Source organism: Microcystis sp. Msp_OC_L_20101000_S702, from assembly GCF_007095705.1.
GTDB lineage: Bacteria > Cyanobacteriota > Cyanobacteriia > Cyanobacteriales > Microcystaceae > Microcystis > Microcystis ichthyoblabe_A.
Window position 1 is genome coordinate 1 of record NZ_SFBO01000147.1, and the last position, 22,742, is coordinate 22,742.

General features: G+C 41.9%; 18 protein-coding genes and 2 pseudogenes. 8 read left to right on the forward strand and 12 right to left on the reverse strand.

Features of this window, described 5'->3' with window-relative positions; translation table 11 throughout:
- Nucleotides 1-266 precede the first annotated feature (266 nt).
- Nucleotides 267-569 (reverse strand): annotated as a pseudogene (locus EWV60_RS15840) (arginase family protein); the annotation flags it as partial.
- 350 nt (nucleotides 570-919) lie between these two features.
- Between EWV60_RS15840 and EWV60_RS15845 the strand changes: the two are divergent.
- The 3 genes from EWV60_RS15845 to EWV60_RS15855 all read left to right on the forward strand — a co-directional run bounded on the left by EWV60_RS15845 (nucleotide 920) and on the right by EWV60_RS15855 (nucleotide 2,956).
- Nucleotides 920-1,147 (forward strand): hypothetical protein, encoded by a 228-nt coding sequence (locus EWV60_RS15845; RefSeq protein ID WP_287233268.1) that lies wholly within the window; start codon nucleotides 920-922, stop codon nucleotides 1,145-1,147.
- Nucleotides 1,144-1,350 carry a hypothetical protein gene (locus EWV60_RS15850; RefSeq protein WP_502705827.1) on the forward strand — a complete coding sequence of 69 codons (207 nt, stop codon included), beginning with the start codon at nucleotides 1,144-1,146 and terminating at the stop codon, nucleotides 1,348-1,350. Before EWV60_RS15845 ends, EWV60_RS15850 begins: the two co-directional genes overlap by 4 nt.
- Before the next feature lie 604 nt (nucleotides 1,351-1,954).
- Nucleotides 1,955-2,956 (forward strand): AlbA family DNA-binding domain-containing protein, encoded by a 1,002-nt coding sequence (locus tag EWV60_RS15855; protein WP_287233269.1) that lies wholly within the window; start codon nucleotides 1,955-1,957, stop codon nucleotides 2,954-2,956.
- Nucleotides 2,957-3,036: 80 nt separating this feature from the next.
- Here EWV60_RS15855 and EWV60_RS15860 read toward each other — a convergent pair whose 3' ends face one another.
- The 7 genes from EWV60_RS15860 to EWV60_RS15890 form a co-directional block, all read right to left on the reverse strand.
- Nucleotides 3,037-6,186: a HEAT repeat domain-containing protein gene (locus EWV60_RS15860; RefSeq protein WP_287233271.1), complete on the reverse strand. Its 3,150-nt coding sequence runs from the start codon at nucleotides 6,184-6,186 to the stop codon at nucleotides 3,037-3,039.
- Nucleotides 6,187-6,343: 157 nt separating this feature from the next.
- Nucleotides 6,344-6,703 (reverse strand): hypothetical protein, encoded by a 360-nt coding sequence (locus EWV60_RS15865; protein WP_287233273.1) that lies wholly within the window; start codon nucleotides 6,701-6,703, stop codon nucleotides 6,344-6,346.
- Nucleotides 6,704-6,914: 211 nt separating this feature from the next.
- The gene (locus EWV60_RS15870; protein ID WP_287233275.1) at nucleotides 6,915-7,649 is read right to left on the reverse strand and encodes a M15 family metallopeptidase; all 735 of its coding nucleotides are present in this window, start codon (nucleotides 7,647-7,649) and stop codon (nucleotides 6,915-6,917) included.
- Nucleotides 7,650-7,680: 31 nt separating this feature from the next.
- Nucleotides 7,681-9,072, reverse strand: a complete 1,392-nt coding sequence (locus EWV60_RS15875; protein ID WP_287233277.1) for an NAD-dependent malic enzyme — start codon at nucleotides 9,070-9,072, stop codon at nucleotides 7,681-7,683.
- A 363-nt stretch (nucleotides 9,073-9,435) separates the two neighbouring features.
- Nucleotides 9,436-11,616, reverse strand: coding sequence for an O-linked N-acetylglucosamine transferase, SPINDLY family protein (locus EWV60_RS15880; protein WP_287233279.1), 2,181 nt, complete (start codon nucleotides 11,614-11,616; stop codon nucleotides 9,436-9,438).
- Between the two features lie 17 nt (nucleotides 11,617-11,633).
- Nucleotides 11,634-13,784: an O-linked N-acetylglucosamine transferase, SPINDLY family protein gene (locus tag EWV60_RS15885; RefSeq protein ID WP_287233281.1), complete on the reverse strand. Its 2,151-nt coding sequence runs from the start codon at nucleotides 13,782-13,784 to the stop codon at nucleotides 11,634-11,636.
- 313 nt (nucleotides 13,785-14,097) lie between these two features.
- Nucleotides 14,098-14,589, reverse strand: coding sequence for a c-type cytochrome (locus tag EWV60_RS15890; RefSeq protein ID WP_002754012.1), 492 nt, complete (start codon nucleotides 14,587-14,589; stop codon nucleotides 14,098-14,100).
- A 28-nt stretch (nucleotides 14,590-14,617) separates the two neighbouring features.
- Between EWV60_RS15890 and EWV60_RS15895 the strand changes: the two genes are divergently transcribed.
- Nucleotides 14,618-15,679 (forward strand): mechanosensitive ion channel family protein, encoded by a 1,062-nt coding sequence (locus EWV60_RS15895; protein WP_287233283.1) that lies wholly within the window; start codon nucleotides 14,618-14,620, stop codon nucleotides 15,677-15,679.
- Between the two features lie 42 nt (nucleotides 15,680-15,721).
- Here the strand turns inward: EWV60_RS15895 and EWV60_RS15900 are convergent, their stop codons facing one another.
- From EWV60_RS15900 to EWV60_RS15910, 3 genes are all read right to left on the reverse strand, one after another.
- Entirely contained in the window at nucleotides 15,722-16,402 is a 681-nt protein-coding gene (locus EWV60_RS15900) for a GerMN domain-containing protein (protein WP_004163240.1), read from the reverse strand.
- A 109-nt stretch (nucleotides 16,403-16,511) separates the two neighbouring features.
- Nucleotides 16,512-17,327, reverse strand: coding sequence for an LmeA family phospholipid-binding protein (locus tag EWV60_RS15905; RefSeq protein ID WP_002744047.1), 816 nt, complete (start codon nucleotides 17,325-17,327; stop codon nucleotides 16,512-16,514).
- A gap of 7 nt (nucleotides 17,328-17,334) precedes the next feature.
- Complete coding sequence (locus EWV60_RS15910) at nucleotides 17,335-17,577, reverse strand: hypothetical protein (protein WP_002754017.1); 243 nt, start codon at nucleotides 17,575-17,577, stop codon at nucleotides 17,335-17,337.
- Nucleotides 17,578-17,698: 121 nt separating this feature from the next.
- Here EWV60_RS15910 and EWV60_RS15915 point away from each other — a divergent pair, with 121 nt between their 5' ends.
- Nucleotides 17,699-19,663 carry an FAD-dependent monooxygenase family protein gene (locus EWV60_RS15915; RefSeq protein WP_193978042.1) on the forward strand — a complete coding sequence of 655 codons (1,965 nt, stop codon included), beginning with the start codon at nucleotides 17,699-17,701 and terminating at the stop codon, nucleotides 19,661-19,663.
- A gap of 120 nt (nucleotides 19,664-19,783) precedes the next feature.
- Here the strand turns inward: EWV60_RS15915 and EWV60_RS15920 are convergent, their stop codons facing one another.
- Nucleotides 19,784-19,960 carry a hypothetical protein gene (locus EWV60_RS15920; protein ID WP_184891203.1) on the reverse strand — a complete coding sequence of 59 codons (177 nt, stop codon included), beginning with the start codon at nucleotides 19,958-19,960 and terminating at the stop codon, nucleotides 19,784-19,786.
- On the opposite strand from EWV60_RS15920, the gene EWV60_RS15925 reads away from it, so the two are divergent.
- From EWV60_RS15925 to EWV60_RS15935, 3 genes and pseudogenes are all read left to right on the forward strand, one after another.
- Nucleotides 19,944-20,111: a sulfate transporter gene (locus EWV60_RS15925; RefSeq protein WP_287233288.1), complete on the forward strand. Its 168-nt coding sequence runs from the start codon at nucleotides 19,944-19,946 to the stop codon at nucleotides 20,109-20,111. The genes EWV60_RS15920 and EWV60_RS15925 overlap by 17 nt on opposite strands.
- Before the next feature lie 544 nt (nucleotides 20,112-20,655).
- Nucleotides 20,656-22,050 (forward strand): DUF2252 domain-containing protein, encoded by a 1,395-nt coding sequence (locus EWV60_RS15930; RefSeq protein WP_287233290.1) that lies wholly within the window; start codon nucleotides 20,656-20,658, stop codon nucleotides 22,048-22,050.
- 438 nt (nucleotides 22,051-22,488) lie between these two features.
- Nucleotides 22,489-22,742: pseudogene (locus tag EWV60_RS15935) on the forward strand (transposase family protein); the annotation flags it as partial.

Genomic DNA, 22,742 nt, shown 5'->3' on the forward strand with positions numbered 1-22,742 from the left:
GAGTCAGACTTAAGCAATTAAGCGTTTTTCGCTATCTGCGTCAACCCCGTTCAGCGACCACCCTAAAAAAGTGGCGTGGTGAGGAATCGCCGTCCGTTTTACGGCGGCGAGGATGTCAATGTTCTTGTAGCAACCAGCAACAAACTTTCTGACTTACTTCCCCTAATGCCAGATGCCTGTAGCGTATTAGATAAAGTCTCTCCAGGAGAAGTGATTGAAGTTGCAGGCTCCTGAAAGTTGTGTTGGCGAAAGCAGCATAACTCCGCATCCCTGACGATATCTCGATCCCAAATCACGGGAATCTGCTGTTTAGCGATTAATTCGGCTTCTTCTCGACAAATAGCCCGAATTCCCACTGGTAAGGTCGGTAAAACCATTTCTAACACCCGACCCATCACACAGGCGTGGTTATGGTGGGAGCCTTCGTACTCAAAACGCATATCGCCATGGGCATCAATTTGAACCACCGTAAAGGATTCCGATCAAGCCTGTTAGTAACCTTGTACTACTTCCGTGATGATAGCGTGTTCACCCCCGACGGCGACGACAAATTTATCATCGGCAATTATTGGTTTCCTGCGGGCGATAATCTGGAAATATAGCCATCAGTTAGGCTGCTCCACACTGCTGTAACAAAAAACAATTATCCCCCGATAGCGATCGCTAAAGGTCGAATAATTGTCAGTTTTTGTCAAGGGGTGCGGTCAGATATAGGAATCATCGCTAGAATGAGCCTAATTGTCAGGAATTTAGTTACACAAGGTTTTTGGCAATAGGCTAATCTGGCTAACAAGCTTTTGGGCTTGATATAGGGAAAAGTTCTGGCGATAGTTGACCCATATCGTTATTCTGGAGATTGTTATGCAGAAAGTTGACCTATAATATCTACTTATGTTTTCAAGAGAAGAGAAGAGAAGAAATGTTATCAAAACTTCTAAGTAAAGCTGTACAAAAAGCTCAAGAACTGCCAGAGGCAATTCTTGACGAACTGGCAGAGCAGTTTATTGAAGACATCGAAAATGAAATCCAATGGCAAGAAACATTATCTAAACCCCAAGACAGCTTAATTCTCAAAGAACTTGCTCAGAAAGCTATTGCGGATTCAGAAAACGGACAGACTAAAGAAATGGGATTTGATCAGCTATGAAGTCGGAACTAAATCCAGATTTCGTCGGCTTATTTCAACAGCTACCAGAAAGAGTGAAAAGAACAGCCAGAAAAAATTACAAGTTATGGAAAGATAACCCAAGTCATCCAAGCTTAGAATTTAAGGAGGTCAATCAAGAAGACCAGATCTGGTCAATCAGAGTCGGTATAGGTTGGAGAGCGCAAGGGAAGAATCAAAAGTAAGAATGTAATTGTTTGGTTTTGGATAGGCTCTCACGCAGAGTATGACCAATTGTTAAAGAAGTTGTGAACCAAGAAACATAACAAATCACTGCACCCGAAATAATAGTGAAATTTTGTGACAAAGTGCAGTCATATTTAAGAATCTTTGCTATGATTCCGGAAAGCTTCTGTGATAAGTTTCCTTAAAGGAGATTGTTTGCAGTAAGCTAATCTGGCTAACACGCTCTTGGGGTTAATATAGGGAAAAGTTCTGACGATTGCGCCTAAATGGAGTGATATACCGAAAGTTGACCCATATCGTTACTCTAGAGAGTTTTACACAAAAAGTTGACCTATAATATGTAGTTACGCCAATTCTCCAAAGTCTGACTACAGAAGTTTAATCCCCCTAAATCCCCCTTAAAAAGGGGAACTTAAAGGGGGATTTAAATTCGATGTGTAGTTTTCATTTAGAGAAATGGTATTAGACCACAAAGCCAAAGCAATTGGTTTTTCAATGCAGAGTTTTGTCGTAGGGGGAGCGAGTTTACATTCGCCAATAGTATAATTTGATTGATAAGAAGCCAAACATTTTTTACACTGCTTGTCCGCCTTTTCACATCTTATGAAAATTGACCTGGGAAATTTTGATCTCACTCAGCTTCCATCCGCAGAGGATGATAACTTTGAATTCAAATCAAGTCGCACTTCTCTGGAAGACCTCAAGAAGAAACTAAGCTGTGCGGTATCTGCTTTTGCAAATTCTGGAGGTGGGTGTTTTATTGCTGGTGTGGACTCTGATGGTAATGCTGATAATGACCTGCCTCTAAAAGTTGGAAAAGTTGGAAGACAAGATTTACGCGACTGGGCTGATCAGATTGTTAATCAAGTAGAACCAGTTCCTAAATATGAGATTAAAATAATATCTGATTCAGTAGGACGAGGAGTCATTCAGTCCGATTCGGCTGTTTTGCTTGTTGCCGTTTATGAGAGCCACGCTGGGCCACATATGGCTCATGATAATTGCTATTACATTCGAGCAGGTGCTCATACAGTCAAAGCCAAGCATTTTATTGTTGATGCAATTTGGGCTAAAAGACATTTCTCCAAACCACGTTTAACACACTTATTTAGACTTAAACCAGAAAACGAGCAGGTTATTCAACTTGGAATTATTTCACTTACAGATGCCCCAGCAATTGAAGTCAAGGTTAATATTTCGCCCTTGCCCAAAAAAATGACTAATTTGGGACATTTATTTCCCCTCCAAATATCTGTTATTGATCAAGATAATCCATTCTTTTTTGACGTGGTGACTTACTCTCAAGCAGATAAGCTTTTTGGAGAAAATCTACTACTTGAAGTAGAGTATAAGGATCTTTCTGGCAACTCTTATAATTATAATACTAGATTAGAAATTTCTGGTTCAGTACCACCTGTTACACTTAAAAATGACGCTTCAGCAAAAATAGTAACAGCACTTGAATCAATTAACAAAGCTCTTTTGAAACTCGCCGATCTTGTAGGGTGCGTTCCCCAATGTAACTTCTACCGCTCCAGCGATCGATTTTTGGGGAACACACCATGCACATTGATTGAAACTGGGCGTTGCAGAATCAAGGTATGAATGCCAACTGTGCATCGTATCCAAAAGTTAGTTTGGATCTAGGTTTTAAAAATCCCACAAGAGAAGATTCATATCTCAAATCAGCAACGCCTATATTTAGATTCTGACTTGACTGGAGATTGATTAGATAATTTTTGACTATCCTCTGCAAGTTTAGTTTCTACTGCTTCAATCATAGCTGCAAATTCCGATTGGCGGTGTAAGTTGATATCGAGAGTATTCATATCCTTAAGAATGTCGGTTAGAGAGGCGATGCGGTGGCGGATTTCGGTGTATAAATTGAGGTCATCGGTAATGCCTTGCAGATTGGCTAAACCGCCTGAGTGCATGGCATTTTCTAATTCTTGAATACGTCCTTCCCAATGTCGGATATATTGTAATCTTTCGATGGCTTTATGAATTCTTCTGGCATCTGGTAAAATAATCGGGAATATTCTTTGATAAAAGTCACCATTTCTGGCAATTTCTACTAATTCAAACATACAGTTTTCTGATTTTAAGTATCTATCGCTGATGACGACGACGACACATTTCCCCCGTCCAATTTGCCGCATAAAGTTTTTGATGGAGTCTTTATAGCTGGTGTGGGTTTTATCCCGAATAATCTCAATTCCTTTAGCGGCAAAAGCTTGGACGAGTTGATTAGCCATTTCGTTGCTGTCTTCTTGCCAGTTGTAGGAGATGTAAACTTGTTGATTCATGGGTTGGGAGAGGGGGTGATAGTATTTAAGTTTGTTTTGAATTGTGTCTAGTGCTTCTCTAGCTTCAGAGAGAGTATCGCCATTATTTAATGTGACAAAATCAGGATTTTTTAGGCATTTGATAAGTTCAGTCATCGCTGTTTTTGAGCCAATTTTACCCAAAGCCTCGGCTGCCTTCCAACGAACAGAAAAATAAGAGTCTTTTAAAGCCTTGAGTAATCCCGGAATGGCTGTTTCTGAGCCAATGTTACCCAAAGCCTCGGCTGCCTTCCCACGAACATACTCATTAGGGTGTTCTAAAGGCTTGAGTAACTCCGGAATAGCCGCTTCCGAGCCAATATTACCCAAAGCTAAGGCTGCGTTCCCACGAACATCCTCATCAGAGTGTTCTAAAGCCTTGAGTAACTCCGCAATCGCTGTTTCCGAGCCAATCTTACCCAAAGCCTCGGCTGCGTTCCAACGATCATCATCATCAGAGTGTTCTAAAGCCTTGAGTAACTCCGCAATGGCTGTTTCCGAGCCAATTTTAGCTAAAGCCTCGGCTGCGTTCCTACGAACAAACCTATCAGAGTCTTCTAAAGCCTTGAGTAACCCCGGAATAGCTGTTTCCGAGCCAATATTACCCAAAGCCTCGGCTGCGTTCCAACGAACATACGAATAGGAGTCTTCTAAAGCCTTGAGTAACCCCGCAATCGCTGTTTCCGAGCCAATATTACCCAAAGCGAAGGCTGCATTCCCACGAACATACCAATCAGAGTCTTTTAAAGCCTTGAGTAACTCCGCAATGGCTGTTTCCGAGCCAATTTTACTCAAAGCTAAGGCTGCGCGCATACGAACATCATCATCAGAGTGTTCTAAAGCCTTGAGTAACTCCGCAATGGCTGTTTCCGAGCCAATTTTACTCAAAGCTAAGGCTGCGCGCATACGAACATCATCATCAGAGTGTTCTAAAGCCTTGAGTAACCCCGCAGTGGCTGTTTCTGTGCCAATCTCAGCCAAAGCCTCGGCTGCACTCCTACGAACACCCCAATCAGAGTCTTCTAAAGCTTGACTTAACTCATTAACAACTTGATTAGACTTTGTTAATCCCAATAATTTCACCTTAAACCATTTCGGTACATCCAACCCAAGCACTAACCCCACTGTCTGCTTTTGAAACTTAAAGTTGACTTCTCCTGCTAACCTCGCTCCTAATTTTAAATCAATCTCTAACCCTAACTTAACCACCCGTTTTGCTTGGGTTTCATTATCCAATAACCCCAACAGCAACGCCACAGGTTCCGTCCATTTGAGATAATTCAAATAGTCCCACTTTAACTGCTCATCCCTGAGATGGGGTAACTTTTTCTTTAATTCCTCAGCCGTGTAATATTCTTGAATCAGTTGGTGGCGAAAAGCAATTTTATGATTACCTTCTAGGTGAATTAGATGATATTTCAGTAAATCCTTTAACCACTGCTTACTGTAATACTCTGGGAATCCTTTATTTTTGATAAATTTGCTTAATTCTTCCTCTGCTTCTGTTCGGGAAATAGCCACCTGAATCTCAGTTTTTGACTCCCCTTGGTTCATTTTCCACGCTAACACTTGCAGCAATTCTCGCCACCAATCCCGCGATTCTTGGTAAGTAGGAACATCTGCTTTTAATTTCTTGTCATAAATTCCTGTAAAAATCTGGAAAACTAAGCCTAAATTAGCAGGAATTTTGTTCTGATTATCATCAAAAACTGAACAAAGCATCCACAAAAGCAGAGGAGTTTCTGCCAATTCCTTGAGACGATTTCCCAACTGTTTAAGCATTTCTTCGCCTTTTTCAGGCAAATAGGCCTTGACAAAATCCCGCATCTGTGCTTCGCTCAGGGGAAGCATTTCCAGCTTTTTTTCAATATCTAAGTCGTCGCTGCCTAAATCCCTTGTGGTGAAAATCATCGAAATTTCTGCATACTGCTGGCGAAAGTTTTTTAAATTCTGTCGTGCAGTATCTGAGGGCAACTCATTGATACCATCAAATAATAATAATGGTCTAAAATTCTGATTTTCTAACAGCCAACTTTCTAGGGTATTACTATCAATAATTAATTTATGGCGTTTCAGGAATTGTAAAATTAAATCAAGAATTGAGGTTTCATACAAGCGTAATTCGATGAGAATGGGAATTTGAATGATTTTAGCCTGATTTTGTTGATTTAGGCGCAAGCTTTGCGCTCCTACGGATTCTTCTAATAATAATCTGGCTAAAGCGGTCGATTTTCCTGAACCGGGACGACCTTTTAAAAGAACGTGATTAGTTGCATACTTGCGTAAACCATCTAAAACAGTGAATCTTTCGGGTTTTTCTGGTCTTTCTGGTCTTTCTTGTCGGTTTTGTGGTTCTTTTTCAATCGTCTGTACCCACAAATCCCTTAGCAAAGGTGCAGTTTTCGCTGGGCGTGTTTTTCCCTCTACGTCCGTGAGGGTGTAAAATGTCTCCCACTGGGCGTACTTTTCCGAGTCCGAGATTGATTTGAGATAGGGAGTCCAGTCAATCATTGATGCTGTCTGTTAGTTCGAGAAGAAACCCTGATTAAACTTTCTAATATTTTAATCGTAGGCTAAGAAGATTTGGTCATGACCTACAAGATAGAATCGGAGTTTCTGCTTATCTCTCTTCTGTCAGACAGGGAAAACCCCATCCGAATATAAACACTCACGCTGCCGTCGTACCTTGTTCCAAGCACTTTAGCGTATATCTGGCACGATTTTTAAGAATTGTTAATTGATCTGTTTTTGCCAACAACTCATCTAACTCAGCTACTTCATCAGCGCAGAGTAAAGATTCTGCATTTCTCGTCACTAAATCATCTAAACGGGTTTGCTCTACGAGGGACAATTGACAACTTGCCAGCGCTTTTAATTCATCCACACTCAAACCAATCAAACAATCTTCATCGAGTCCTAATGAATTGGCAAATCGAGAATAGGTGTTCCAGTCTAATAAAACCCCAACTCGTTCCCCTTGCTCATTTGTTAAGTATTCTACTGGCTTGGACATATTAGAAACACTCACAATACAATATAATCCTATTTTAGTAATTAATTCCAGAAAATGCCATCGATCGCCGATAAGGTTATCTTATTTTTGTTTTCCTAATTGTTGGCTTTTCTAAAAAGTTGAAAAAGTACGGGCGAAGCATTCGGATAGAAAATCTCTGGTTTCAGCGATAGGTTATTGTCCGAATGCTTCGCCCCTACAGGACGCAATTGCCGATAAGGTTATCCTATTTTTGTTTTCCTAATTGTTGGGCCTTATAAAAAGTTTCTAAACTGTGACTATCCCCGACAAAACGCCAGTGCCAGGGTTCATAATTAATACCCTGGGGATTATTTTCAGGGAAAGATAACTCGAAACTGTACTGGGCAGCGTTATTTTGCAACCAACGAAAAGCGGCAGTATTAGCAAAACTGCTACTTAAATTTGTTGCGGGAGCGCGACCATCGCCAATATCGATCGCATAACCGGTATGATGTTCGCTGTAACCCGGAGGTGCGCTCACTTCTGCTCGTTTGCGAGTTTGCTGATTGCGTTGTTTTTTAACTTCAAAAAAGAGCTTTTCTTGGGTTGCTTTCGATCGAAATGCAGAAATCGGCATTAAAATCACCCCCGACCTTCTCGCGTCACTCTGCATCTGGATAAAAGCTTTGGCTGCCGGTTTCCTTAAACGCATAGCACCATCCCCAGTAATGGGGGCTAATTCCGTCTCCGGGGCCTCTTGATAGGGTAAATGACCTAGAATGTTCTCAATGGGGCTAGGAGTGGCTTTAATGGGGGGGGAGGGGTTAATAACCGGTTTTTTTACGGTAGCAGGGGGACGATTCAAGACTGCTATGGCAATTAGGCCGGTTCCCACCAGAGCAAGTAAACCGCTTGCGATCGCTATGAGACCATTAGGATTAGTAGTTTTTCTGTACTGGCTGTCCCGCAAAGCTTCGGGAATATCATCGATCGGTTTCACGGTTTACTTACCCTCCTGCACCATAATTACATTATTCCCCGGCCACTCCATCTTGACGAGCAGCGTGTTGAACGGCGGCGGCCACAGCCGTAACTACACGACCATCAAAAACCGAGGGAATAATATTCTCTCGATTGAGATTAGCAGGAGTGATCAGAGAAGCGATCGCTTTGGCCGCTTCCAGATACATATTATCGGTGATTGCCCTAGCGCGACAGTCCAGGGCCCCGCGAAATAATCCGGGGAAAGCGAGAACGTTGTTAATCTGATTGGGATAATCGCTGCGTCCGGTAGCCACCACGGCCACCAAATCATTGATTAATTCCGGTTGAATTTCGGGAATCGGATTAGCCATGGCAAAGACGATCGCATTTTTAGCCATTCCCTTAACCATTTCGGGAGTCAATACCCCCGGTGCGCTCACCCCCAGGAAGACATCAGCGCCTTTGAGAGCATCCCCTAGCTTACCACTGGCAGCCACGGCCCAAGCTTGTTTTTCTGGGGTTAAATCGTCCCGGTTTTGGGAGAGGATACCAAGGGAATCACAGAGGATTATATCTGTGGCTCCTGCGGTTTTAAAGAGAGTAGCGATGGCGATTCCCGCTGCACCCGCACCATTAATGACGATTTTGACTGTATCAAGCGATTTTTTGACAAATTTAAGGGCATTAATCAGGGCAGCCAGGGAAACGATCGCTGTACCGTGTTGATCATCGTGGAAAACGGGAATATTTAATTCCGCTCGCAGACGTTTCTCGATTTCAAAACAGCGGGGAGCGCCGATATCCTCTAGGTTAATACCCCCAAAAACCGGAGCGATTCTTTTGACGGTTGCGATGATTTCTTCGGGGTCCTGGGTGGCTAAACAGATGGGAAAAGCATCAATTCCGGCGAATTCCTTGAATAACATCGCTTTCCCTTCCATGACTGGCAAGGCAGCCTCTGGCCCGAGATTTCCTAATCCTAATACCGCGCTACCATCGGTCACTACAGCGACGGTGTTGCCCTTGATGGTCAATGAGTACACCAGTTCGGGTTGGTGAGCGATAGCGGTGCAGATGCGACCAACTCCGGGGGTGTAGGCCATGGCCAGGTCATCTTGGGAGGTGAGGGGAATACGACTCTCAATGGAGATTTTACCCCGACGATGGAGATCGAAGGTGCGATCGGAAACTTTGAGCAGTTTAACATCCGGTAGAGCTTTAACCGCGGCGATAATCTGTTCCGCTTGGTCGGTACTAGCGGCATCAACCATAATCTCGCGGGTGCTAATCTTTAAATTGCGTTCGATCAGAGAAATTTGCCCTAAATTCCCCCCGACATCGGCGATCGCATTGAGGACAGAAGCGAAGGTTCCCGCTTGATTGGGGATTTCTATCTTGAGACTTAAACTATAGCTAGGATTGGGCGTTAAATGAACCATGCTGAAGGCTTCCAATACTGATAAATATTGATTATCTTCTATCTGTGAGGGACTTTGGTATCTAATCGTGCAGTTTCTTTAGCTATTATGATATCTGTGGTCATAATACCAGTGGGAGCGAGTGAGTCAAACCATGGCAGTTATCTTAATGATGAGGGACAAAGTTTTCCTTTTGGGGAGTCAGTCCTCGGCTCTCTTATTCTTTGTGTGATCGGTTTAACTTAATATAGGAGCGTTCAATCTTTGTGTCCTTTGTGTCTTTGTGGTTCGTTGCACGCGCTCGCCAGCAGGACTGTATCTTAGAATACATTTTACCCACCAAACCTAAGAGAGTCGGTCCTCGGTCGGCGATGGCAAATTAGGTTAGACTTCATCTTGATGAGAAAGGCTGTAAATATTCCACATTTGTTGATAAGCAGTTTCTAAATCTCTGGTAAATTGTTTGGCATTCCAGAGGGGAGATGTATGACGAGATTGACGTAATTGATAACGGACTTCTTCGCGCAAATTTTTATCCAATCCTAACTTAATTCCCCACTGCACATATTCCTCCTCACTCCAAGCTATACCCTGACTAATGCCAGCATTTTTCATAAAAGTATAGCTATTGCGGGCTGCGAATTGTTCACCAACCCTAGTGACTAAAGGAATCCCCATCCAGAGGGTTTCTAGGGTTGTGGTAGCACCACTATAGGGATAGGTATCGAGAATTATATCAGCAATTCCTAGATTAGCGCGATGGGTTTCCTCATGCAAATCATTGGGCAAAAATCTTAATCTATCTTGACTAATTCCCAATTCGTCAGCACTTTTGAGAAATAATTCTCGAATGGTTTCTTTGTCGGCAAAACCTTTGATTAAAAGATAGCTATTAGGAACCTGTTGAAGAATCTGCAATTGCAGATAAATCATGTTTAAGGTGCGTTTTAATCCCGATTGCACGGTCAGATAAATAATAGCATCATCGGGAATATTTAAATCAGTTCTTCTCCTAGTGGGAACACCCACTTCAAAACCATCTACAGATAAATAAGAGTTGGGAAGTCGAATGATTTTTTCTGAATAAATTTCTTCAGCATTTTCGGGTAAAACGTAGTTATCGGCAATAAAATAATCAATCGCAGGGATTCCCGACGCATCTAATCCTAACCAAGTTACTTGTATCGGTGCGGGTTTTAAGGCCATTACTAGATAAGTTGTATTATTGGTTAAGCTATCAATATCCACTAAAATATCTAAGTTATCTTGACGAATTTGGGCAGTTATTTGTTCAATTTTTGCTGGCAAGTTATAGCTATAATCTGAGTTATTTATAAACCATTTTTCAGTAATTTCGTCCGCTGCTTGGTTGACAAAATAGGTGTAAATTTCAAATTTATCTCGATTATGATAGTGAAATAACCAGCGACTTAACCAACCCACAGAATGACGACGGAGAGTATGGGCAATATAACCAATTTTTATTTTTCTTGCTGGAGATTTTGGAGAAGAAACAGGAGCAATATAGGTATAGCGGGTTCTTACATCTGCTTGAAAAATTTCTGCTAGTTTACTTTGTAAATAGCGATTGATTTTCGGATTATCTTGATAGTAGGGAAGACAGATAGTAACTCCTAAAATAGAGTCAATAATAAAAGGACGTGCATTAAATTGTTTAGCATTAATTTGTCCCTCGATTAGTTGTATTAATTCATCGATAAATTTAGGTAAATTTCCCCAGTCTCCCTTAGCTTGTAAAATACCAATCACCAGAGAAATTCCCAAGAGCTTTTCAGTGGTTGTCTGGCAACTTTTATAAAAATTATCAGCAATTTCTAGAGATTTTTTATAGTCAACAGTGGTGGTTTTATAAAGATTAAACAAACTATTTTGTAGGTATAAATCCTCTGGGAGAAAGCGCAAACAAAGCTCTACCAAATTAATAGCAAATACACTTTGCTTTTGTTGATAAGCATAATTGACAATTGCTGATATAACTTTGGTTGCAATTATTTCTGGATTATTGATATGTAAGGCTGCTAATTCTAAAAAGTGGATGGTATCAGTACAGGGGTAGATTAAAACTTTTTCCGTCACTCGCAGCAGTAAATCAAGATTAATTGCTGCTGTAGCTGTATTCTCTAACAGTTCAAATACACACCAATCATTGCACTTTTCCATCGCAAAAAATTGGAATTGTATTTCTAATTCCATCAGATGCAGGAGATTATTTAAAAAACTAGGATTAAGGTTTTGTAGATGCAATCGAATTAGATAGCTCGTCTCTAGTCTTTGGGAATTTTCTTGTCTGGTTGCCTCTGCATCTAAGATTTGAGTTAAAGTTTCTATCCACCCCGATAATTCTGATTCAGCTGCTTGACTCAACACCAGTAACCAAGTAGCTTGTGCGTCTTCTTCTCTATCTTGTAAAAGATAGGATAATCCTAGATACCAATAATGACTAATTTCTAGGGTTTCTCTTTCTATCAGTTCTTCGTAAAACTGACTAACAATATCGTATTGATTGTTTTCTAAAGCGGTTTTAACTTCGTTTTGCCAAGACATGATTTAATTCTCCCTGATTAACTTTCACAATAGATTTGCCACATTTGACGATAGGCGCTTTCCATATCTTTAGTAAACTGACGTGCATTCCAAATCGGGGAAGTTTTTCTAGATTCATCTAATTTAGCGATAACTTTGCGTCTCAGGTTTTCATCCTTACCTAACTTAATCCCCCAGTCGATATACTCCTCATCACTCCAAGCGATACCCTCACTAATTCCCGCATTAACCATTAAAGTATAACTATTTCTCGATGACCATTGTTGACCAACTTTTGTAACTAAAGGAATCCCCATCCACAGCACATCTAAAGTCGTCATTCCTCCCGTAAAGGGATAGGTATCTAAAACCACATCAGCTATCCTTAAATTTGCTCGATAAATTCCTGTGGGATAGAGGGGTAAGATTTTTAATCTCTCATAATTAATTCCTTCTTCCTCGGCAATTTTGAAAAATAATTTTTCCACTGATTTAGCATCACTTAACCCTTGAATACTCAAATAACTATTAGGAACTGCCTTTAAAACTTGTAGCTGAAGTCGAATAATTTCAGGGTTACGTTTAACCCCCGTTTGTACGGTTAAGTAATTAATTGCATCCTCTGGAATCCCTAAATCATCCCTTCGGAGAGAGGGGTAAGCAACCTCGACACCATCCACACAAATATAGGAATTAGGTAAGCGCCAAATTTTTTCTTGGTAATATTCCTGTGCATCTGCTGGTAAAACGTAATTATCAGCAAGATAGTAATCAATTGCGGGAATTCCTGACGCATCAAAACCTAACCAAGTCACTTGTATTGGTGCGGGTTTAAGTGCCATAACTTGACAAGTTGCGTTATTAGTGATACTGTCTAAATCTACCAAAACATCAATGTTATCTTGACTAATTTTTTCAGCAATCATTTGAGGATTAATCGGTAAGTGATAGCAAGCATTTACCTGATTTTTAAAATCATTTTGAGTGATCATATCTTCTTTTTGAGATACTAGGTATAAAGAGACATGAAACTCATTATAGTCATGATACTTCATTAACCATCTAGAGATTAATCCGATAGAATGATTATATAAAGTATGGGCAATATAGCCAATTTTCAGAACTTTATTGGTATCCTTAATAGTCGATTTTCGCAAAGAATGACAGTTAGAATTATTGCGAACATATTCCTGAAAAAGTTGACCAACACAATTACTAATATAACGGTTTTTCCTTGGGTTATCTTCTAGGTAAACTAGAGGGGATAAAATTGTTAGGTATGGTGCATCCAATAATCTGGGACATTCTTGATTAGTGATACTTTTTTGCAAGGATTCTGTATATTTTTCAGTATCTGCCTTAATATCGACCCAATCACCACTGAATAATTTGACATAAAGAGCAATATAATCAGCTACAGCTTGAGAAGGAAACCCTTGACAACTTGTTTTTAATTGATTAGCTACTTGGATAGCAGCAGCAAAATCTCGATTATCAAAATAACATTGATAAAGTGCAGCTAACAGATAAATTTGCTCTGGTTCTACTGCTAAACAAGTATTAATAATATCAATAGCCAATGGTTTATTATTAATGGCTAGAGAAGGTACTTTAGCTTCTACTATTTTGATAAAAGTTTGTCGCTGATAGTTAGATTGAAATATTGACTCTAAGTAAGGGACGGTTTCTGGTATCTGAGAATCGATAAATTTTTCTAAAACTTCTGCTAATAAACTTAACTCTAGACTCTGGAAATTATTTGTTTTTAACACATCAACAAATAACCAAGCTTGTAACTGCTCCTGCTCGAAATAATTCAAATTAATTGCTAATAAAATAAACCGCAGTAAATTATCAACATTATCGGGAATAATCTCGCGAATATGTCCTCGAATTAACCAACTGGTTTCTAAATTGCCTAACTCTAATTGTCTGCGTGCTTCCCCATCCAAAATATTGACTAAATCTACTGTCCACAGCATCACCTCCTGTTCATCTCCTTGAGTGAAGACAAATAACCAAGTAGCTTGTGCTTCTTCTTCCCGAGCTTCCAAAAGATAGGCTAATCCTAAATACCAATAATGACTAATTTCTAAGGGTTCTCTTTCTATCAGTTCTTCGTAAAACTGACTAACTTGCCAGAAATCCCCTTGCATAATTGCAGGTTCAACTTGGAAATGCCAAGACATAAGTATTTATCGTTAAGTGTCTCTACTAGCGTACCCAAATAGAAGCAAAATTTTTCTATATAAGTAAAATTTATCAGTTTCTCAGGGGTTGGGTTTTGGGGTGGTCACTGCGTGTGCGTTGCGGGGGGTGTTGGGGTTTTAGTTGAAATTCCCCATTCCCTCACCTCTCCATTCCCCACCTGTCACTCTCCACCCAGTTTCAACGAGTCCTAGCTTACCATCAACGTCAGCCAAGAGTAAATCCCGATGAAAAAGTTTTCACCCCCACAGATGAAAGAGGTTTCCTTCCCTACACCCCACACCCTCTTTCAAGTCAGTTTTTTGAAAGCTTTTCTAAATAAACCAATAAATCGGCCATAGCTTGAGGATCGGGCTGAAATTTGGGCATTGGCGGGGTTTTACCACTAATTACCTGTTCAATCAGACTAATTCTCGATTTGCGATGGGAAACCTCCTCTAAACTTGGTCCGACGATGCCATCAGCAAACTGACCGTGACAAGCAGCACAGTTAATTTGAAAGATTTCGTAACCGCGACTCACATTACCTTGTCGGGATAACACCTCCTTAATGTAGGGATCCGACATCTTAGCCAGATGAAAAGCGATTAAAAAGGTGCTAATCAGCAACAAACCCACGATTATAACCATTAAGAATCGATAAAGCCCGAATTTTGGTTTAACTAACTGACTATTCACGAAGGCCGCCAAAGGAAAGATGAGTTTCTCTTTACATTTTGCAACTTTTTGCCCGAAAATTCCACCGCCGCTGCTAGAGATAGGCAAATGGAGAATAATATAAGACAAAACTGCATCTTTTTCTAAACCTCTAGCAATGAACCTATTAACCAGACTGGAAGATTGGCCCTATATTATCCTACCTATCACCATCGTCCTCAGTTTCCTGCTGTTGGGATGGCTCGTAGAAAAGCGCGTTGTCAGTCAACTTTTATCGATTGCCAGAGAAAAAAACCTGCGTTTCTCGGAAGGGGTTTTACGTTCCCTTCGTGGATTAAGCATACTTTGGTTCGGACTTTTGGGTTTAAATATTGCCCTCTCCCTTCCCAATCTTCCCCTCTTTCCCTACCTGATTCTCCTGAGCCAAAAATTGCTGCTAGTGGCTTTTTTAGCTTCGGCTACTTGGGCTATTGCTCAATTATCCGTGGAAATATTACGATTTTATACCACGGGAGATGATGGCATTTCTTCCCTAACTTCCCTATTTGAATTTCTCGCCAAAGTTCTGATTTTTAGCTGCGGTTTTTTGCTGATTTTAAGCTCGATTGGCATTTCGATAACTCCGATGCTTACTGCCTTTGGTATTGGGGGTGTTTCCCTCGGTTTAGCTCTCCAAAATACCCTAGCTAATTTAATGTCAGGGATTAATATTATCACTTCCAAAAAAGTTAGACCGGGAGATTATATTGAACTGAGAACGGGAGAAGCTGGTTATGTGCGAGATGTGGATTTAAGATGCACAGTAATCGAAGAAATTACCAATAATCTTTTGGTTATTCCCAATGCTCAGATCATTGCTTCTAGTTTCCGTAACTATAGTTTACCAGATCACTCCCTACTGGTTCCCGTGGAAGTGGGCATTAGTTACGATAGTGACTTAGAAAAAGTCGAAAAAGTTACCCTAGAAGTTATGCAAGAAATCGCCCAGTTATTGCAACCTCAACTCGGTGACTATCAACCCTTTATTCGTTATCATAAATTCGATTACTATAGCATTGTGCTGACGGTTTATCTCAAGGTGGTAGAAGAAGAATTTTTTCAACATCTCACCATTAAACACGAATTTATTAAACTCCTACACCGACGCTATCAGCAAGAAGGAATTAAACTTCCCTATCCAATTCTTTTTCCCTATCCCCCCAGTAATCCCCCTAGTTAACCTCAATTTGCTATGGCAACAACAATTTAAAGCGCAGAAAACTTACAATTGATAATTCTCCTCAAAAAACTTACGAGTCATCGGTTGGGCAACTTCAATACCGTGGCCTTCTCCTAGTAATTCTAGGGGTTTTCCTTCCACTTGAATCCAGACTTTGGCATTGGGATCCCCGGTGGTAGTAGTATAGATGATTTGTGCCAAACGACCGATCAACATATCAGGGCCATCATCATTGCCAAACTCCCGCGAGAGATTAATCTTAATTCCCGTTTTATCTACTTTTAAATCAAGTAATTTAGTCCCAGGGGGAATAGTAGTCATATCCTGAGGATTACTTGGACCAGCTAATAGAGTTTGCAATACTGCTGTTAACTCTCGCTCGCGGCTATCCGCTTTTTGAACGGTAATTTCTTGGCTGACTAATTGATTACCCGTATCAGTCACTTTTAACCAATAAACCTGTCGAGTTTCCCTAACAGGAATAGCTGCAGGAGTTGCTGTTGGACTTGTCTCCACTGGACCGGGAGAAACCGGTTCAACAATTGGTGATTGACTTATCGGCGCTGGAGTGGGAGATTCAATCGGGTTTTCGCTGGTTTTCTGGGAGAAAGATAGGTGATGGACGGCAAACCAAGCAGTGGCCCCACCAGCAGTAAATAAAGCGAGGCCGATACCAATTATCCAAGGCAAAGAGATTTTATCACTAGAGCGAGAACTAGGCATAATTCAGTTATCAGTTATCAGTTATCAGTTATCAGTTATCAGTTATCAGTCGAACGCTTTTATTCTCCCCACTTCCCACTTCCCATCTCATCTTTTCCGACCGTTAAATTTAATTGGGGTTCCCCGATCGAGGTTCAATTCTGCCAAAAGCCGCTATACTTAGCTTATCATCGTCAATCTGTAATTGGAGAAGGCGGGCGATAATTCCTTGTTTCTCGAAGTTTTTTAAATCTAACTGGGTGGATATACCCTCGGCAAACCCCTTGAGAAGGCGCGAGGAGATGCGACGACCATTAAGAGTGGCTGTGGGGTCAATAAGCTCGATTTTTCGCCCCTGCACTAGCTTAAATCCCACTTCTAAGCTCAGATTGAGGGTGGCTGCTGGTTCGTCCGGCCTTTGGGTCTCTAGCTGCAGGCTGAGAGCGACTCGATTATTATTAAGAAAGTTAAAATTTGCTTGACTAAGTTGATATTTTGTGCTACCAAATTCTTCCCTAGAGGGAATCAGATTATTAATCAGGGTCTGAATTTGTTCTTTGACCGCTGCCGATTGTAAAGCTTGATTAAGATTAGTTTCCGTGAGGACAAGATGCAATGCTCCCGCAGCTGGTCGGCGCAGTGCGGCGGCTAAACTGCTGTTTTTTTGCTGTAATCGCCGCAAATCGAGGCTAATTGGCTCAGTTTCTAGCTCGATCTTCTCAATGCGAACACCAGCAAGGGGATAAATTCCCCGTGCAGAAATGCGAACTCGATCGATTTTGCCTTGCAGAACCTGATAATTGGGAGTATTATCGACCCTCACGGCCAATTGTTCCACTTTTTGGACTTGGGAGCGAAGGGTATGGGCTAAAACCGTATCAATAATTGCCCCTGCGGGAGTTAACAGGGTCAAAACACTAGCGAGAGTGATTGTTAGCCATTCCATCGCTCAATTACACCCATCCAGCTAAATTTTGCCAAGCATTAGTGAAAAGCTGACTTAACCAACGTCGTTGCACTTGATCTAAAATCGGGTCTTCTGCGAGAATTTCTTCAGTCAGATCATCGAGGGATTGACCCTGAGCGTGGGCCATTCTAATAATTCCCGCAATCACGGCAGCGATCATCTCCTCATCGACGGGACGCTGTCGGAGGGCGGCAATTTCTTCGGGGGTGTTCGGGATGGGATAATTCATAATCAGATGGGGTAGGCTGTGTATTAATCTAGGTATGTAAAGTTTTTTAAACTTTTTTCAGAAAACTTTCTGTGTAGTCTAGCGTAATCAGACGATTTTTGGGTTTAACAGCTAAATCAAGATGAGAGAAATACTTTACAGAGAAATTCCGACTCCTGACTCGATCGCCGTTTGTCACTGGTTACAATCCGATTGGCAACCCGCAAACGGTGTCAAGACAAATACACCTAACGGGGTGAGATTGCGCTTATCGGAGGCGATCGAATTGTCGATTTTTGTCTGGACGCTGCAACGGACTACTTATTTAAAAGTTTTCCGCTGGGGTGAGCGATCGCATGATCAAGAAACACCCCTGACTCGGCAGCTCGATCGAGCTTTACAAAAGCGTTTTCCGCCGCAGTATAACACGATACCAAATATCGATCAAAAAAATCACTCAATTTTTACAGCTTTAGAAGCGGACTATCCCCTAACGGTTCACTACTTCCGCAAAATGCCCCAAGGAGAGGCGGATTTAGAACGTTTGTATTGGTGGGAAAAACGTTGGCGCGACAGTGCCAAAAATCCCCAACAACCGCAGCCGGTAATTTTCTCTAGCAGTGAGGAAAATGATCATCCCATCACCTACGACTTAATTTATATTGGTGGTGCCTTGGGGGCAATTCATGCGGCACAGATGGCCAAATTAGGTTATCGAGTCCTCTTAGTAGAAAGACTGCCTTTCGGACGGATGAATCGGGAATGGAATATCTCTCGCTCGGAGTTTCAAAGTTTAATTAATTTAGGTCTATTTACGGCCGAAGAATTCGAGGAATTAATCTTCCAAGAATACATCGATGGCTTTAATAAGTTTTTTGATGGCAATAATCCCCCCCGTCTAAAAGCCAAAATTCTCCATACTCCCACGGTTTTAAATATTGCCATTAATTCCGATCAATTGCTGCAATCCTGCGGTAAAAAATTACAGGATCATGGCGGTAAAATTCTCGATCAAACCGAATTTATCAAGGCTGATATTACCGCCAATAGTGTTACTGTCACCCTTAATCATGGTGGGGAAATTCAACAGATAAAAGGTCGTTTATTGATTGATGCTATGGGTTCTGCTTCCCCCATTGCTTGGCAATTAAACGGAGTGCGTGCCTTTGATAGTGTCTGTCCGACGGTGGGGGCAGTAGTAGAAGGATTCGATCCGGTGGTGTGGGATTCTCACTATGGCGATGTCTTAAATTCCCATGGCGATATTTCTAAAGGCAGACAACTAATTTGGGAATTATTTCCGGGGGAAGGAAAAGAATTAACCTTCTATCTATTTCACTATCATCAAGTCCATCCCGATAACCCCGGGTCTCTGTTAGAAATGTACGAAGATTTCTTTACTATTCTGCCCGAATATCGACAGTGTGACCCAGAAAAATTAACCTGGAAAAAACCCACCTTTGGTTATATACCAGGGCATTTTAGCACAGGGAAAAAAGATCGAATTGTCTCCTTTAATCGCATTTTAGCCATCGGTGATGCCGCCTCCCTGCAATCACCGTTAATCTTTACTGGATTCGGTTCTTTGGTGCGTAATTTAGAGCGCTTAACCCATCTTTTGGATATGGCATTAAAACATGATTTACTAACAGCTAAAGACCTAGAAAATGTGCGAGCTTATCAAAGTAATGTGGCGGTAACTTGGTTATTTTCTAAAGGAATGATGGTTCCCACGGGAAAAACTTTACCACCCCAAAGAATTAACGCCATGTTAAACACATTTTTCGGTTTATTGGCCGACGAACCGCCGGAGGTTTCTGAAACCTTTATTAAGGATAAAACCGATTGGTTAACCTTTAGCCGTTTAGCAATTAAAGCGGCCAGAAAAAACCCAGCTTTACTGTTATGGATAGCAGAAATGGCCGGCAGTCAGGATTTAATACGTTGGTTGGGTTCCTATCTCGATTTTAGCCTTGATGGAGTCAAAAATCTGTTTTTTGGTTCCTGGTTTCCCCAATGGTTAAAAAACTCCCAAAGCTGGCTAGAAAAAGACAATCCTCGCCTCTGGTTAAAGTTATTGAGTTTTAATTATGGCTTAAGAAATTAGAGAATATTTATCAATTGACGCTCCCATCACCCTAGGCACGTTAGAAGTCAAGGTAGATGAATTGTTTAAGAAGTTAACTCCCCCAGAGGGTTGCTTCTCTAACAGGATTTCCCCTAATCCTTACTGAATACAATTTAATTTGGTTTCATTAATATCTTGGCGAATAAATTTCTCAGTTCTAGAAAAAACCGGGTTAAACCAGCGAAAAATTATTCCTACCGGCAGTTGATCCGGTGGCGAGATTTTCGAGACATTTTCGATGACAGGAGAAGATATGACGATGGTTACTTTCGCCATGGCACGGATGAAGCAAGATTTAGATCAGCAATTAAAAAAAGGAGACCTATCCGAGACGATCTCAATCGAACGTATTTATCCAACCCTAGAGAAAGCGATCGAGGCGTTTCATCATCGTAACTCACCCCAATCATCCGAGCCTCAATATTGACACTTTCACCGTTCATTCCTAGACAATCTAGGGGTAAATTCTCGGTTGACAGACTTAAACTAATACTACCAAATCATTACCCAAAAAAATAAACAGAAAACTTCCTACAGAACTGGGGCAAGGGGAAAATTTTCACCTTTAACCCGGAATAGTCCCCCCTTTTCCCGACAAAAGAGCGAGATTTTAGCCCCTGGCCGAAGGCTGAACATTAGATAAAATTTTGTTAAGATTATCCCGCCAGCAATTTTTGAGCAAGATATAATCGAAACAGTAGAGCTGCCATTGGGCTAAAAGTTAAGCAAATTTAAGCGATAGCCATTTCAGAAAAAAATCTATCATTGATGAGGTTGATCTTCCCCAGATAAGAAACGAGCGAAGATTAATTGTTGAACCGAGCATCAGAAGCTATCTCTAAGGGGGGAAATGTTAGAAAGTTATCCCAGAAGGGGAACCGTAACTATTGACTTATCTATTTCCTATTGCTTGTATTCATTTAGTCATCTAACAGCAAGGGATGTAATCTCATTCAGGGGAAAAAGTCGCTATGAACCACCAAATAGAAACCCCGATCCGCTCACCTTCTCAAGCTCGATTCCGTTCACGGGAAGAACGCATCCAGATCGGTAAATCCCTGCGGGAGCGATTGCCGCGTTCTAGCCACGCTATCTGGCAACCCCCCGCAGCTGGTCGAGAGCCGATCGAAATCATCGAAGCATCAAATCGGGGGCGATTACAGGAATTGATTCCCATCCGCTACGGACGAATGTTGCGGAGTCCCTTTACCTTCCTGCGCGGTTCCGCTGCCTTGATGGCCTACGATCTGGCCACCACTCCCAAAACCGACATTATCGTGCAGGCCTGCGGGGATTGCCACCTGTTGAACTTCGGATTTTTTGGCACCCCCGAACGCAATTTAGTCTTCGATATTAATGATTTCGACGAAACCCTGCCCGCGCCTTGGGAATGGGATCTCAAGCGTCTCGTGGTCAGTTTTGTCATCGCCGGCAGGGATAGCGATCTATCCGAGCGAGAATCGAAGGCAGCGGCGATCAATTGCGCTCGTTCCTATCGAGAACACCTGCGGGAATATTCTCGCCTCAGTCCCTTAGAGGTATGGTACACGCGCATAGGAGCAGAACAGGCGATCGAGATGGCTCCCGACGAAAAGACGCGGAAGTTGCGGGAACAGATGATGACAAAGGCCCGCGAGCGCATCATCGAACATCTCTACCCCAAGATCGTCACCCAAAGCGGGGGGCGCAATCGCTTTGTCGATCAGCCGCCTATTCTCTACCATGTCAACGAACCGGATTGGGAGACTCTCGTGCGCGAGGGTCTGGAAGATTATCGCCAATCCCTGCCGGAGGAACGCCGGGTCTTGTTCGATCGCTACCAGTTAGAGGACTTTGCCCTGAAAGTGGTGGGCATTGGCAGTGTCGGCACCAGATGTTATATCGCCCTATTGTTCTCGGAAGATAACCATCCCCTCATCCTACAAGTTAAGGAAGCCCGCCCTTCGGTTCTGGAACCCTATACCGCCAAGAGCCAGTACGAAAATCAGGGACAACGGGTAGTTACAGGCCAGAGATTGATGCAATCCTCTAGCGACATATTTTTGGGCTGGACCCGGGGAAGAGGGGGCAACGACTTCTATTTACGGCAACTGCGGGATATGAAGTTTTCCCTACCCATTGAAGGAGTATCGGCCGTCCAACTGCAACGCTACGCCGAGTTCTGTGGCTGGACCTTGGCCCGCGCCCACGCTAAATCTGGAGATGCGGCCACTATTAGTGGTTATTTGGGGAAAGGAGATCAGTTCGATCTAGCCATGGGCGAATTTGCGATCGCTTATGCCGATCAGACAGAACGAGATCACGCCGCTTTGGTGGATGCGGTGAAAACAGGACGGGTGGAGGCTTTGGTAGAAGAAGATTTATAGCATTAAGCTATCAGCCTGTTATTTCTCCTCCTATCGGAGGGCGCAGGTTCCTTGCGCCCCTACAGTAACGGATTTTGTCCACAATGTAGGGGCGAACTGCGTTCGCCCAAAAGGTACATTATCAAACCCACATTCCGCACCCTCAACTGTCACATAAGCTGTCCCCCTCCAGAGACTTGAGTAAAAATACTTAGCTGGTGAAGGTTTTCTCGGCACCAGCTAGGGGGGTCTTGAAACCCCTAATTATGAAAAAATAGGGCTCTTCGGGAATTGTTATGCAAATAATTAACTTAAAATAAAATTCGATGAGAGTAACTAAGCTCAAAAGTAGCTGAAATCCATACAGGGAAAGACTTAAGGCACAAACAGGTTAATGCCAAAAGATAGACAATTGAGTTAAGATTTGATATAATTGCCAAAAACGAGATTATTTTACTTATGATACTTGACAAATTTTTGAACCTACAAGGAACCTGTATTCAAGGCTATCGACACCTAGAAAATATCGGTATAGTTTGACCAGTCGAATCGAAAAATCAAAAAGCAATCTGTCCTCGTTGTGGGTTAGAGAGCGATAAACTCCACCAAAATCATCGACATTTAGTCAAAGATTTACCAATCTCAGGTCAACCAGTGTACCTACAAGTTAATCGTCGTCAATTTAAGTGCGGTAATTGTCAGAAACCCTTTAG

Excerpts from the sequence above, each read along its gene's own strand:
- EWV60_RS15845 (WP_287233268.1), top strand. The coding sequence starts at position 920 with ATGTTATCAAAACTTCTAAGTAAAGCTGTACAAAAAGCTCAAGAACTG.
- EWV60_RS15850 (WP_502705827.1), top strand. The coding sequence starts at position 1,144 with ATGAAGTCGGAACTAAATCCAGATTTCGTCGGCTTATTTCAACAGCTA.
- EWV60_RS15855 (WP_287233269.1), top strand. The coding sequence starts at position 1,955 with ATGAAAATTGACCTGGGAAATTTTGATCTCACTCAGCTTCCATCCGCA.
- EWV60_RS15860 (WP_287233271.1), bottom strand. The coding sequence starts at position 6,186 with ATGATTGACTGGACTCCCTATCTCAAATCAATCTCGGACTCGGAAAAG.
- EWV60_RS15875 (WP_287233277.1), bottom strand. The coding sequence starts at position 9,072 with ATGGTTCATTTAACGCCCAATCCTAGCTATAGTTTAAGTCTCAAGATA.
- EWV60_RS15880 (WP_287233279.1), bottom strand. The coding sequence starts at position 11,616 with ATGTCTTGGCAAAACGAAGTTAAAACCGCTTTAGAAAACAATCAATAC.
- EWV60_RS15885 (WP_287233281.1), bottom strand. The coding sequence starts at position 13,784 with ATGTCTTGGCATTTCCAAGTTGAACCTGCAATTATGCAAGGGGATTTC.
- EWV60_RS15895 (WP_287233283.1), top strand. The coding sequence starts at position 14,618 with ATGAACCTATTAACCAGACTGGAAGATTGGCCCTATATTATCCTACCT.
- EWV60_RS15900 (WP_004163240.1), bottom strand. The coding sequence starts at position 16,402 with ATGCCTAGTTCTCGCTCTAGTGATAAAATCTCTTTGCCTTGGATAATT.
- EWV60_RS15905 (WP_002744047.1), bottom strand. The coding sequence starts at position 17,327 with ATGGAATGGCTAACAATCACTCTCGCTAGTGTTTTGACCCTGTTAACT.
- EWV60_RS15910 (WP_002754017.1), bottom strand. The coding sequence starts at position 17,577 with ATGAATTATCCCATCCCGAACACCCCCGAAGAAATTGCCGCCCTCCGA.
- EWV60_RS15915 (WP_193978042.1), top strand. The coding sequence starts at position 17,699 with ATGAGAGAAATACTTTACAGAGAAATTCCGACTCCTGACTCGATCGCC.
- EWV60_RS15925 (WP_287233288.1), top strand. The coding sequence starts at position 19,944 with ATGGTTACTTTCGCCATGGCACGGATGAAGCAAGATTTAGATCAGCAA.
- EWV60_RS15920 (WP_184891203.1), bottom strand. The coding sequence starts at position 19,960 with ATGGCGAAAGTAACCATCGTCATATCTTCTCCTGTCATCGAAAATGTC.
- EWV60_RS15930 (WP_287233290.1), top strand. The coding sequence starts at position 20,656 with ATGAACCACCAAATAGAAACCCCGATCCGCTCACCTTCTCAAGCTCGA.